Source organism: Nocardiopsis rhodophaea, assembly GCF_039530945.1.
Taxonomy (GTDB): domain Bacteria; phylum Actinomycetota; class Actinomycetes; order Streptosporangiales; family Streptosporangiaceae; genus Nocardiopsis_C; species Nocardiopsis_C rhodophaea.
Map to the genome: position 1 here is coordinate 116,120 of NZ_BAAAPC010000008.1, position 12,150 is coordinate 128,269.

Consider the following 12,150-nt stretch of genomic DNA (forward strand, 5'->3'; position numbering starts at 1 on the left):
AGGATCACAGTCTACTCAGCGTGACGGATCGCGGAACAAGCGAACGGCTGAGTGCTACGAACCGTGTAACAAGTGAACGGTCCCCGGCCAGGCCGCGGCCACGCCCTGAAGGGCGCACGCGGCCATCCCACACCTCAGGGGGGAAGATGCCCGATCAGGACACCGATCTCACCGATGTCGCCGAGTCCGACCTGACCACACGGCGCGGCACGTTCAGAGCCGTCGCTTTCCGCGATCCGTTTGACGGCCATGAACACATGGCCCTGGTACTGGGGGAGGTCGTCGACCGTGAGGACGTGCTGGTCCGGGCGCATTCCGAATGCATGACGGGTGACATCTTCGGTGCGACGCGCTGCGAGTGCGGCGAGCAGCTCACGTCGGCGCTGGACGCGATCGTGCGGGAAGGCAGCGGGATCCTGGTGTACCTGCGTGGCCACGAAGGGCGCGGGATCGGGCTGGTCGCCAAGGTGCGCACGCACATCCTCCAAGACGAGCAGGGGCTCGACACCATCGATTCGGCCACGTCCCTCGGCTTGCCGGTCGATGTCCGCGACTACGGTCCGGCCGCACGGGTGCTGCACTACCTCGGGGTCGCCTCGGTCCGGCTGCTGTCGAACAACCCCGACAAGATCGGTGCCCTGGAAGGGTATGGGATCCGGGTGTCCGAGCAGGTACCGCTCCTCGCCCCCGCGCACAACGGCAACATCGCCTACCTCACCGCCAAGCGGGACCGGCTCGGGCACGACCTCCCGCAGGTCGAGGAGGTGTCGAGCGCGTCGCTATGCGACAGCGGCGCCCGCGGCCAGGAGGACAGCGGACATGGCTGATGTTGGCGGCGCTGCCTTCGCCGACCTGCTGCCCGTCGCCCGAGAAGCCACGGCGATCGCCCGCGGAATCGTGCGAAAGCACGCCCCCAGAACGGTCGCCGAGAAAGGCGAGCGCGACATCGTGACCGACGTCGACCTTGCCGTCGAGGACACGGTCCGCGCGTTTCTGGCGCGCGAAACCCCGAAGACCGGTGTCCTGGGGGAGGAACACGGGCGTACCGGCGGGGCGGACGGGGAGCCATGGTGGGTGCTCGACCCCGTCGACGGCACCGCCAACCTCGCGTGCGGAATTCCGCTGTGCGCCGTCTCCCTCGGCCTGGTGTGGGAGCGGCGGGCAGTGGTGGCAGCGATCGACCTGCCCTTCCTGGACACCGCCTACACCGCAACCGAGGGGGCGGGCGCCTTCTGCGATGGGGAGCGCATCCGTGCCTCCGGTCAAAGCGCCATCTCCCACGCGGTGGTCTCCGTCGGCGACTTCGCCGTGGGGGAGGGCGCCGACGCCAAGAACAGGGTGCGCCTCGACCTGCTGGGCCGTCTGGGCGCCCGGGTGCGGCGGATCCGCATGCTCGGTACGGCCGCGATCGACCTCGCCTGGACCGCGCACGGCAAGCTCGACGCCGCGGTCATCCTGGCGAACCGGCCCTGGGACACGGCGGCCGGGGTCCTCCTGGTCAGGGAGGCGGGTGGGGCGGTCCTCGACCGCGATGGCAGCCCCCACTCGGTGGACTCCGCGGCGACCATCGCCGTCGCACCCGGACTCCGCGACCAGCTCATGGCGGAGGTGGAGCGCGCGTATGGGGCCGAGTGACGCCCACGCCGGCCGGATGCCCGCGAGTGGGCGGCCCCGAGCCGCGGCCACCGCCGCGGGCCCCGCTGCCGGTGCCGCCGCTCAGCTGCTCCTCTTGGCCCTGCTGACCGCCGCCACGGGACTGGGATCTTTGGGCTGGATCGCCGGATCGGCCTACGCGGTGGTCCTCGGGGGGCTGCTCACACGCGCCCTCTACCGGGATGGACACCGGGGGATGCGTCCGGCCGACCGAGTGACGCTGGCCCGCGCCGTGCTCGTCGGCGGGGTGACGGCCCTCGTCGCCGACGAGGTCACGGGTCGGCCGCTGGAGGGGGCCGTGCTCGGGGCCCTGGTCGTCCTCGCCGCGGCGGCACTGGCACTCGACGGGGTGGACGGGCTGGTCGCACGCCGCACCGGTACGACGAGTCGGCTGGGCGCGCGCTTCGACATGGAAGTCGACGCCTTTCTCATCCTGGTGCTCTCCGCGCACGTCGCCGTCCACCTCGGTGCGTGGGTGGTGGCGATTGGCGCGATGCGCTACGCGTTCGCGGCGGCGGCCGCGCTAGCGCCATGGCTGCGCGGCGATCTGCCGCCCAGCACCGCCCGCAAGGCGGTGGCGGTCGCGCAGGCGGGCGCCCTCATCGCGGCCGCCGCCGACCTGGTGCCGCACTCCGTGGCGACCGCCGTGGTGGCGGGGGCGCTGGCGCTCCTCGTGTGGTCCTTCGGCCGTGACGTGGGGTGGCTGTGGAGAACCAGGTCAGCGCGGGTACGGACCGGACCAGACACGAACAGGGAGGGCTGATGGAGGACACCGCGCGCGCCTTCTGGCTGCGGTCGCCGGGCGTCGGGGAGATCCGGTCGGTCCCCGTGCCGGAGCCCGCATCCGGCGAGGTGGTCGTCCGCACGCGCTACACCGGGGTCAGTCGCGGCACCGAGTCGCTGGTGTTCCGTGGCGGCGTGCCCGAGAGCCAGCGCGAGGCCATGCGGGCGCCCTTCCAGGAGGGCAGCCTCCCGGGGCCGGTCAAATACGGGTACCTGAACGTGGGCACCGTCGAGCACGGCCCGCCCGAGCTCGTCGGCCGCGATGTCTTCAGCCTCTACCCGCACCAGACCCGGTTCGCCGTCCCGGCCGAGGCGGTCGTGGCACTCCCGGAGGGCGTCCCGGCCGAGCGGGCCGTGCTGGCGGGCACGGTCGAGACAGCGGTGAACGCGCTGTGGGATGCCGGTCCGCGGATCGGTGACCGGGTCGCCGTCATTGGCGCGGGAATGGTGGGATGCTGTGTCGCGCGCCTGCTCGCCGCCATCCCGGGGGCCCGCGTACAGCTCGTCGACACCGACCCCGCGCGTGCCGCCGTCGCCGAGCGGCTCGGCGTCGCCTTCGCCCACCCGGAAGAAGCCGCGGGCCAGTGCGACCTGGTGTTCCATGCCAGCGCCACGGAGCCGGGACTCGCCAAATCACTGGACGTCCTCGGAGACGAAGGCCAGGTCATCGAGCTCAGTTGGTACGGCGACCGCGAGGTCAGCATCCCGTTGGGCGCATCCTTCCATTCGCGGCGCCTGGCGATCCGCGCGAGCCAGGTGGGCGTGGTCTCTCCAGCGCGCAGCCGCCGCCGATCGCTGTCCGACCGCCTCGCCCTGTCGCTGCGGCTGCTCACCGACCCCGCCTTCGACGGCCTGATCACGGGGGAGAGCCCCTTTGAGCAACTGCCCGACGTCATGCCGCGCCTGGCCGACGGCCGGATCCCGGCCCTGTGTCACCGCATCGCCTACGGCTAGGGTCCGCGTCCCGTCGGCGGGGCCAGTGCCGGCATCGGACCCACGTCCCCCTGGCCATCCCACGTCCCCCAGGTAGAAGGAGCCCTTGTTGTGTTCAGCGTCACCGTCCGCGACCACCTCATGGTGGCGCACAGCTTCCGCGGCGAGGTCTTCGGGCCGGCCCAGTCCCTCCACGGGGCGACATTCATCGTCGACGCCTCCTTCCGGCGCCCCGAACTCGACGACGACGGGATCGTGGTCGACATCGGGCGGGCCACCCGGGAACTCAACTCGGTCGTCGCCGACCTGAACTACCGCAACCTCGACGAGGAACCGGAGTTCGCCGGGGTCAACACCTCGACGGAGTTCCTGGCCAAGGTCATCGCCGACCGCATCGCCGAGCGGGTGGCACAGGGCGCACTAGGGGAGCAGGCCCGCGGGCTGACCGGGCTCATCGTGACCCTGCACGAGTCGCATATCGCCTGGGCGAGTTACGAACGCGCGCTGTGACGGCACCGGCCTTCGTCCTGCCCGGCGGCGTCGACGACCCCGCCACGCCCAGCGGCGGCAACATCTTCGACCGGCGACTCACGCGGGAACTCGCACGCAGGGGGCGGCCGGTCCGCGAGGTGATGGTCCCCGGCACGTGGCCGGAACCCGAGGCCGATGCCCGGGGGCGGCTGGAGCGGGCACTTGGCGCTCTGCCGGACGGCGCCGTCGTGCTCATGGACGGGCTCGTGGCCTGCGGTGTGCCGCACATTGTCGTCCCCGAAGCGCGTCGGCTGCGCCTGGCGGTGCTGGTGCACCTGCCATTGGCCGACGAAACCGGCCTGAGTGCTGAGCGCGCCGCCGAGCTGGACGCCGCGGAGCGGCAAACGCTGCGCGCCGCGCGCGCCGTCATCGCGACGAGCCTGTGGGCGGCGCGCGGCCTGGTGGAGCGCCACGTCCTGGACGCGACCCGCGTGTTCACCGTGGAGCCGGGCACCGACCCCGCGCCGCTCGTGCCCGGAACCGACACTGGAAGTCGGCTCCTTTCCGTCGCGTCGGTGACGCCGCGCAAAGGACACGACCTTCTGATCCGGGCGCTCGCGGCCAACACCGACCTTCATTGGGAGTGCGTGTGCGCGGGACCGGTACCGGCGGAAGCCGAGTTCACCAGGCGTGTCCGCCGCCTTGTTGGAGGGCTGGGCCTGCACGACAGGGTCCACTTCGCCGGGCCGCTGTCCGGCGACGCGTTGGCGGGTGCCTACGAGAGCGCCGATCTCCTCCTGATGCCGTCGCGCGCGGAGACCTTCGGGATGGCCGCGGCCGAGGCGCTGGCACGCGGGCTGCCCGTGCTCGCGAGTACGGCGGGGGCCCTGCCGGACACCCTGGGGCGGGCGCCCGAGGGCGCGGTCCCGGGTCTGCTGGTCCCGCCCGGTGACGTCGAGGCACTGGCGAGGGCGCTACGGCACTGGCTCACGGACGGGGCGCTGCGCGATCGGCTGCGTGGGGCGGCGCGGAGGCGCAGGGCCGGGTTGCGTTCGTGGGAGGCGGCGGCACGCGACATGGCCGCTGTCCTTGACCGCATGGCCGAGCGGAACAACGCCGACGCCCTCAGGGAGGACACCCGTTGACACGACCCGGATCACCACGCTTCGAGGCCGACTGGTTGGCCCTGCGGGAGGGAGCCGACGCCGACGCGCGCGACGCCGGACTGCTGGTCCCCCTCCGCGCGCATCTCGCCGCGGCGAGAGCAGGGCGAGATCCCGGCAGTGAGCTGGTCGTCCATGACCTCGGGAGCGGCACCGGTTCGATGGCCCGTTGGCTCGCGCCGCGTCTGGACGGTCCCCACCACTGGGTCCTCCACGACCACGATCCGGACCTGCTGAAGCGTGCTTCCGGCGCCCCGCCCGCATCGGCAGCGGACGGCGCCCCCGTTACCGTGCGAACCCGCCTGACCGACCTGACCGTCTTGGATGCGGCCGACCTCCGGGGCGCCGACCTGGTGACCGCGTCGGCACTGCTTGACCTGCTCACCGTGGGAGAACTCGACGGCCTGGTCGACGCGTGCACCGCGGTCGGGTGCCCCGTCCTGCTGACCCTGTCGGTCGCCGGCCGCGTCATTCTGGCCCCCGGTCACCCACGTGACGCCGAGATCGCCGCCGCGTTCAACGAGCACCAGCGGCGGGAAGTGCAGGGCCGCCGCCTGCTCGGCCCGGACGCGCCCGACGCGGCCGCCCAGGCCTTCCGGCGGCGCGGCGCGCGGGTGCACGCGCGATCGAGCCCGTGGCGGCTCGGGCCGGACCAGCGCCAGTTGATGCGGCAGTGGCTGGAGGGGTGGGTCGCCGCCGCTGTCGAGCACCGTCCTGAACTCTCCACGGGGGCGCGTACGTATGTGGAGTGGAGGCTGGGTGAGTGCGCGTCCGGCCGCCTGCGAGCCGAGGTCCACCATGTCGACCTCCTCGTTCTCCCGGACGGGTCAACGACGGTGGGTGGGCACGAGGAGCGGTCCTGACCGATGATGGGTGGAGATCCTCCTCGCTCGGAGTCGTGTCCGGTGGATCGGCGCACGGCGGCAGAGGGAGGCGAAAGGTCGTGCGGGGGCAACTGCGGTCGAGGCGGAGGCCATTGCGAGACGCCACCGTCAAGGGGGTCTTCTGGCCATGGGCGCGGGTGCTTGCCGCCGTGGCGCTGCTGGCCGTGCTCGTATGGCGGCTCGACACCCATGCCCTGGCGGGGGTGCTCGGCTCCGTGGGCGGCACGGAATTCGCGGCCGCGGCAGCTGCCGCGCTCGTGATCGGAGCGGCGACGACCGCACTGAGCGCGTGGCGCTGGCGGCTCGTGGCCCGCGCCTTGGGGATGCGGCTGCGCATGGGGCGGGCCGTCGCCGACTACTACCGGGCCCTGCTCCTCAACGCGATACTTCCGACCGGGGTCCTCGGCGACGTCCACAGGGCTGTGGATCACGGGCGGTCGTCCGGCGACATCGGCCAGGGCGTTCGCGCGGTTCTCCTGGAGCGGGCGGCGGGGCAGGCGGTCCTCGTCGGAGCGGGGTTCGCCCTACTGCTCGGCGCGCCCGCCTGGGGCACCGCACTCGCCCCGGGGCGGCTCTCCTGGGTGCTACCGCTCGTCGCGGGCGCCACGGCGCTCCTCGCCGTGTGGGTGCTGTGGGGCAAGGGCGTTCCACGCTGGCTGCGCTCGGTGCGGCTCCTCCTGGCGGACGCCCGCGCTGCCCTGTTCACGCGTGGCACGGGCCCGGGTGTCCTTTTCCTGTCAACAGCAGTGCTCATCGGGCACATGGCCCTCTTCCTGCTCGCCGCGCGGACTGTCGGCGTCACAGCGACCATGCCGGAGCTGGCGCCACCCGCCATCCTCGCGCTGCTCGCGATGGCGGTCCCCTTGAACGCCGCGGGCTGGGGGCCGCGCGAGGCCGTGACGGCGACCGCGTTCGGTGCGGCGGGGCTGGGAGCCGAACTGGGCCTGGCCACGGCCGTCGCCTACGGGATCCTCGCCCTCGCAGCGAGCCTGCCCGGTGTCGCGGTCCTGGTCACCCGCCGTGGCAACTGCCCTTCTCCCCAGGAGGACAGGCAGCCCACCGTTCCGGCGGGGACGAACCGCCGCGGCTATCAGGGCGAGGACGCGAACAATGGCGGGTACGCCGCGAACGACGCGACCAGACTGGCGAGCACCGCCTCACCCTTGCGCGCTGAGGCGAGCGACGGCCTTCCCACCACCCCGGAGCTGGTGTAAGCCTGCAGCCCGAGCGTGAGCAGGTGCGGGCGTTCGTCGGCCACCGAGTCGCCCGACGCGTAGCCCGGCCGCACCATCTCCGGGTGAGCGTGGAGCAAGATCGAGGTCTCCAGTTCCCCGGCGTGCATGTCGGCGTCGATAGAAGTCTCCAGCCCGGCCGCCTCCCGCGCCGCCTGCCAATCGTGGGGCCCGGGAAAGAGGACCATCGACCCTCGCGCCTCCTGGACGACATTCCCCAGAACGTAGTTCCCGCCGTGGCCATTGATGAGGGCCAGCCCCGCGGATCCCGAGCGCCGCACGGAATCGGCGATATCGCGCACGACCGCGATCAGTGTTTGCGCGGAGATACTCACGGTTCCCGGCCATGCCTCGTGCTCATGCGAACAGGAGATCGTTACCGGAGGCAACACCTGCACCCGCTGCTCCGCGGCAATCGCGTTCGCGATGGTGCAGGCGATCACCGTGTCCGTGGCCGACGGCAGGTGCGGCCCATGCTGCTCGAAGCTTCCGATGGGAAGAAGCGCGACCCCATCCCGGGAGCGCTCGGACTCGGGAGAGGTGTCCATGGGCAGCAGCGGCGAAGAACGTCCGTCCATAACCTCCCCGGCTATCAGCCCGCGGCGGGTCCCCGCAACCAACGGCAAGGGGAGCGCAGGTTGACCTCAACATTGGTTGAGGATGTTGGGTGGGTGATGCCAGCGAGGACCGCCGCTTCGGGCGGGGCACAGCACCGAGAAAGGCAGAGCATTGACGAACGACATCATTGTGGTGGGGGATATTCCGGCACAGGCGCAGGAGGCCGTGACCGGCGTGGTCGAAGCGTTGGAGAAGGCGTTCAACACTAAGGACCCCATCGCGCTGAGCGAGCAGTTCACCCCGCGGACATCCTGGACCAACGCCGCGGGCACACGCCTGGACGACCGCCAGGCCATCGCCGAGTTCGCCGCTCCCGCGATGAAAGGCGTCCTGCGCGATGCTTACGCTCGCTACGACGTCGTCAAGCTGTTCAACATCGCGCCTGGGGTGATCGCCGCGAACGTGGCACAAACCCCCACCGACAGCTCAGGCCACCCCGTCGAGGGACCCCGTGGAGCGGCGGTCTATGTGATGGTCAGGCAGGACGACGGCTGGAAGATCATGGTCGGCCAGAACACCGCCGTCGAGTCCTCCCCCGCTTGATGAAGCCCCGCCACCGGCGCGCGTCCGCGTCGGTGGCCTGGAGCCGATGCCGATCAGTTCGACGTGGGCGGCGGGACCGGCGGTGAACGTAGGGGGCACCACGTCAGTCTCTGCTCCCCGCTGGGACAGCTGCCCGACGCTCTGGCTCGGGCAGTGGGCCGGTAGGGCGGGCGTCCGCTGCCTGCTGAGGGACGGCTCAGCATCACGTCGCATGCTCCGCGCGGGAGATGACCACTCGAAGCATGTCCCGCTACGGTGATCTCCGCACGGTTTGCCGGGATTGTGACACGAGGACCCCGATGCGAGAGAACCCCGATGAGTGACGCCGAAGACGCACGGCCGCAATCATCCGACGAAGGGGGGAGCGGACCGGGGAAAGGCGGGTCGGGCGTTGCGGAGTCGGCCGGTTCGGTGGCTCCCCTGCTGAAGGCCGACACGTCGCCCATAACGGTGGCTCTAGAGGTAGTCCAATCGGCTTTTCGTTCGTTGGCCGCGGCTGTTCTACTACCGCTCCTCCCCCTCGGGCTCGTGATCACCCTCGTCACCCTGCTGTGGGCGAGGGACGGGTCCGCGGTGGTCAACAGTGAACTGGTACTTATCAGGTCGGTCGAGGACCTCCCGCCTCCCTTGCTGTTCCTTGGGCTGCTGCTGATCTCCATCGGGGTGCTTTACGGGCTTTCCGTCTCGTACACGGCTTCGCTTCAGGTCGCAGCCGGAGCCCTGCTACGTCGCCCGGTCTCCGCCCGCGCGGCTCTTCGGCGAGCGGCGGTGCGACCGTGGGCGATGCTGCTCGCCCTCATCATGCTTCTGGTCAACGTGGTCATCGCGCTCGCCGCTTTCCAGTACGCGGCGCTGTACATCGACCCGCCGGTGTCCGACTTCTTCGATGCTGAGGAGCCGCTCCCATTCTCGCTGGTCGTGCCGCTGCTCGTTCTGCTTCCGGCTGTTCACCTGACATTCGCCGCGGTCAGTTCGGCTCTGGAGGGACTCAATCCGCTTCGTGCCGTGAGGCGCGCGCGGGCTCTGCTCCGAGGGAATTTCGCCGAACCTACGCTGGACCTTGCACTCGTGCTCCTGCTCGCCGGGGCACTGAACTGGCTGTGGCCCCGCGCCTTGAAGTTCACCGGGCTCACGGGGATCGCGCAGTTCGCGCTTGGGGGCGTGATCCAGGTCCTGGCCGCGATGTGTGTTTCCGTGTTCCTTGCTGGACTCCTGACCGTTCTTGCCCTACCTGCTGGCGTGAGCGCCGATCGGCGTGCTGCTGACGGCCGACCCGTCGGTTTGGAGGCCGTCCTGCGGCGGCTACCGGATGCGGATGAGCGCAGGCCGCGGCGTCATCGCGACACCCTCCTTGGTGTCACCGCGGCCATGGTCTCGGTCCTGCTCCTGCCTGGCACTCTGTGGGCGGCTCCGACGCTCATGCCCACCTATACCGCCCAGATGGGGATGTTGAACGAGGGGACCGCGACGAACCCGGGCGGAGCCATCGGCCTCTGGGTGGGGGAGAGCGGGGTGCTCCTCCGCGGGGCGCAGGAAAGTACGACTGCGTGGTGCGACCCGAACTGCCGCGCGGTCGGTACGGAGGCGGATGGCATTTCGGAAACGTCGGAGTTCGTGGTGGCTGACTCCGCATCAGGAGCCGATGCCGAGCTCGTCCATGTCCGATGGGAGCACAGGGACGAATCACGCTTGCTGGTGTCGAGAGTGTGCCAGGGAAGGGGCATCGCCTGCGGAGACCAGGCGACCACCACGCTGCGGTCGCATGAGACCGACCTCCTGTACCGAGCAAGCAAGGACGAACAGGCACGTCACTATGGGCCAGCGGCCGTACGCTTCGTAGCGGCCCAGGGAACCGAGGACGGCATCACCGTGGCCTCTCTAGCCGCGCTCCCCGACGCCGCAGCGTTCGACGTGCAGATTCACCGGTGCGCCGACGCACTCTGCCGTGAGCACACGGCGACATCCGTGGGGAAAGTGCCGCTGTTCCACCAACCCGAGGGCTACAACCTCACCGGTCACCCCGTCGACCTGGCCGTCCGCCCGGACAAGTCAGCTGTCATCAGCGTCTACGACCCCTTCGACGGTTCCGTGACGCTGCTGTCGTGTTCGGACCCGGACTGCTCCGAGAGCACACAGCGAACCCTGAAACCCGCACGCTATGTCAGGAGCGAAGATGGTGAATTCCCGGGGAAGTCGCTTGTGAGTGGGTCCCGCATCGAGGTTCGGCCGAATGGGCGCCCCGTCATCGCCTACCGCGATCCTTCCGACGGCTCCTCGCGGATCCTGGACTGCCAGGACGTGCGGTGTTCCGAGACAGAAGAGCGTGACCTCACCGGGCCGGGAACGCAGCGCCCGCTGCCGGGGCTGGCAGTCGACGGCGAGGGCCGTCCACAACTCGTGACGACTGATGCCGAGGGGAAGGAACTGATCCTGATCTCCTGCGAGGACACGGAGTGCGCGGATACGCGTACGGTTCCGCTGCTTCCGGATGGCGAATCACTGTTCCTCGATGTCGCCCTCGGTTTGGACGGTCAGGACCGTCCCGTCATCGCGGCCGACTACCTTGCGAACCGCCCTGGCGTCGCGATTCTTGAGGAGGACGGCCCCATTCTGATCCGCTGTGACCGTCCAGCGTGCGGAGCTACTGGTTGATCGCGAAGAGCCGCGCGTTGTCGCAGAGCAGAGCGTCGCGGATCGCGGCGGGCTCATCCTGCAACCGCACTGCGTCGGGCGCGCAGGCGACACCGAGCTGTGCATCGGTGCTGGACCACTCGCCATAGACCGACAAACTGAGGGTCCCAATCCCGGCATGGTCGGCTTCTGAACGCGGTCCGGGCGGCCAGATGTAGGTGCGAAGGTCGCCTCCGGAATAGCTGATTCGCTCTCCGGTGGAGTCCAACGCCCGTGAGGAGACCTCGTGTGCGTCCCACCGTTCGGGAGCGTCGGTGCCCTCTCCCGGCAGTCTGTCACCGGTACGGGCATCGAACCGTCGAACCTCGTAGGCCTGCGGCTCTTCGGCGCCGGAGTCCGGGCTCTTGAAGCCGCGGCGGACATAGAGCACGTCGTCGATCAGAACCTGCGAGAACTCGGCCCACGTCTCGTCTTCGAGGCGCCTGTCGAACTCGACGCTCCACTTCTCGTCGCCGGACATCAGATCGTAGGCGGTGTACCTGTACGGCTCGTCCTGTAAGGCGTCATGCCAGGCGATGTATGAGTCGTCGGACGCTCCGACCACGACCGTGTCCGCGTCAAGGGGGGTCCGGTTCAGAACACCGCCGTCGTTCCGGTCGAGAAGTACGAGCTCACCCACGTTTCGGAAGTGCTGGTCGCCCGAACGGAGCAGCGCGACGATTCCGGCGTCCGACGCGAAGAACGCATGCGTCTCGGCCGGGATGTCCCCCCTAAGGTCGGTACTCCAGGCCACCTCGCCGGTCTCGGGGTCAAGGGCGCGGACCATGTCGTCCTCGGCGTGGTAGAGGACGCCGGACAGTACCTCGGCCGAGTGTGTTGCCTGTGGAGTGATCCGGCTGTCGGCGTTGAACAGCTTGTCGCCCCGATCACCGATCCCCACGTAGTGATCCCCTTCCAGAGGGATCGACCAGCGCAGGGTGCCGGCGGCCGTGCAGTCCTCGCCGTCCCGTCGGCCGTCGATACAAAGGACCGGCTCGACCGGGCTCAGGGAGGACGGCGGATAGTCCACGCGGACGGTTCTTCCGGATCCCTCCGTATCGGACTCCGCAGTGAGGGAGGGGAGCGTGTCGGTCACGGGGCTGACGCATCCCGTCAACAGAACAGAGACCGCAGCTAGAGGGACGAATTGGACAGCACGCATGGTGGGTCAGCGTATCGGCCCCGTGGTGCCTCACTCAC

At 70.2% G+C, this 12,150-nt stretch carries 11 protein-coding genes and 1 pseudogene; 10 read left to right on the top strand and 2 right to left on the bottom strand.

Annotated elements, in window-relative coordinates; translation table 11 throughout:
• Positions 1 to 146 precede the first annotated feature (146 nt).
• From ABD259_RS10990 to ABD259_RS11025, 8 genes and pseudogenes are all read left to right on the top strand, one after another.
• Positions 147 to 827 carry a GTP cyclohydrolase II gene (locus ABD259_RS10990; RefSeq protein WP_344161947.1) on the top strand — a complete coding sequence of 227 codons (681 nt, stop codon included), beginning with the start codon at positions 147 to 149 and terminating at the stop codon, positions 825 to 827.
• Complete coding sequence (locus ABD259_RS10995) at positions 820 to 1,635, top strand: inositol monophosphatase family protein (RefSeq protein WP_344161950.1); 816 nt, start codon at positions 820 to 822, stop codon at positions 1,633 to 1,635. The genes ABD259_RS10990 and ABD259_RS10995 overlap by 8 nt, the downstream gene beginning before the upstream one ends.
• Positions 1,622 to 2,416, top strand: a complete 795-nt coding sequence (locus tag ABD259_RS11000) for a CDP-alcohol phosphatidyltransferase family protein (RefSeq protein WP_344161953.1) — start codon at positions 1,622 to 1,624, stop codon at positions 2,414 to 2,416. Before ABD259_RS10995 ends, ABD259_RS11000 begins: the two co-directional genes overlap by 14 nt.
• Entirely contained in the window at positions 2,416 to 3,390 is a 975-nt protein-coding gene (locus ABD259_RS11005) for a zinc-dependent alcohol dehydrogenase (RefSeq protein WP_344109064.1), read from the top strand. The genes ABD259_RS11000 and ABD259_RS11005 overlap by 1 nt, the downstream gene beginning before the upstream one ends.
• Before the next feature lie 90 nt (positions 3,391 to 3,480).
• A complete protein-coding gene (locus ABD259_RS11010; RefSeq protein ID WP_344109067.1) occupies positions 3,481 to 3,879 on the top strand; it encodes a 6-pyruvoyl trahydropterin synthase family protein in 399 nt (132 codons plus the stop codon).
• Positions 3,876 to 4,985: a glycosyltransferase family 4 protein gene (locus ABD259_RS11015; protein ID WP_344109069.1), complete on the top strand. Its 1,110-nt coding sequence runs from the start codon at positions 3,876 to 3,878 to the stop codon at positions 4,983 to 4,985. Before ABD259_RS11010 ends, ABD259_RS11015 begins: the two co-directional genes overlap by 4 nt.
• The gene (locus ABD259_RS11020; RefSeq protein WP_344109071.1) at positions 4,982 to 5,866 is read left to right on the top strand and encodes a class I SAM-dependent methyltransferase; all 885 of its coding nucleotides are present in this window, start codon (positions 4,982 to 4,984) and stop codon (positions 5,864 to 5,866) included. The genes ABD259_RS11015 and ABD259_RS11020 overlap by 4 nt, the downstream gene beginning before the upstream one ends.
• A gap of 185 nt (positions 5,867 to 6,051) precedes the next feature.
• Positions 6,052 to 6,810 (top strand): annotated as a pseudogene (locus ABD259_RS11025) (lysylphosphatidylglycerol synthase transmembrane domain-containing protein); the annotation flags it as partial.
• 167 nt (positions 6,811 to 6,977) lie between these two features.
• Here the strand turns inward: ABD259_RS11025 and ABD259_RS11030 are convergent.
• On the bottom strand, positions 6,978 to 7,697 hold the full coding sequence (locus ABD259_RS11030; RefSeq protein WP_344109074.1) for a creatininase family protein: 720 nt from the start codon (positions 7,695 to 7,697) through the stop codon (positions 6,978 to 6,980).
• A gap of 151 nt (positions 7,698 to 7,848) precedes the next feature.
• Between ABD259_RS11030 and ABD259_RS11035 the strand changes: the two genes are divergently transcribed.
• The gene (locus ABD259_RS11035; protein WP_344109077.1) at positions 7,849 to 8,280 is read left to right on the top strand and encodes an SgcJ/EcaC family oxidoreductase; all 432 of its coding nucleotides are present in this window, start codon (positions 7,849 to 7,851) and stop codon (positions 8,278 to 8,280) included.
• 528 nt (positions 8,281 to 8,808) lie between these two features.
• A complete protein-coding gene (locus tag ABD259_RS11040) occupies positions 8,809 to 10,932 on the top strand; it encodes a hypothetical protein (RefSeq protein ID WP_344161956.1) in 2,124 nt (707 codons plus the stop codon).
• Here ABD259_RS11040 and ABD259_RS11045 read toward each other — a convergent pair.
• A complete protein-coding gene (locus ABD259_RS11045; RefSeq protein WP_344109081.1) occupies positions 10,922 to 11,980 on the bottom strand; it encodes an outer membrane protein assembly factor BamB family protein in 1,059 nt (352 codons plus the stop codon). The genes ABD259_RS11040 and ABD259_RS11045 overlap by 11 nt on opposite strands.
• Between the last annotated feature and the right edge of the window lie 170 nt (positions 11,981 to 12,150).

Excerpts from the sequence above, each read along its gene's own strand:
- ABD259_RS10990 (WP_344161947.1), top strand. The coding sequence starts at position 147 with ATGCCCGATCAGGACACCGATCTCACCGATGTCGCCGAGTCCGACCTG.
- ABD259_RS10995 (WP_344161950.1), top strand. The coding sequence starts at position 820 with ATGGCTGATGTTGGCGGCGCTGCCTTCGCCGACCTGCTGCCCGTCGCC.
- ABD259_RS11000 (WP_344161953.1), top strand. The coding sequence starts at position 1,622 with ATGGGGCCGAGTGACGCCCACGCCGGCCGGATGCCCGCGAGTGGGCGG.
- ABD259_RS11005 (WP_344109064.1), top strand. The coding sequence starts at position 2,416 with ATGGAGGACACCGCGCGCGCCTTCTGGCTGCGGTCGCCGGGCGTCGGG.
- ABD259_RS11030 (WP_344109074.1), bottom strand. The coding sequence starts at position 7,697 with ATGGACGGACGTTCTTCGCCGCTGCTGCCCATGGACACCTCTCCCGAG.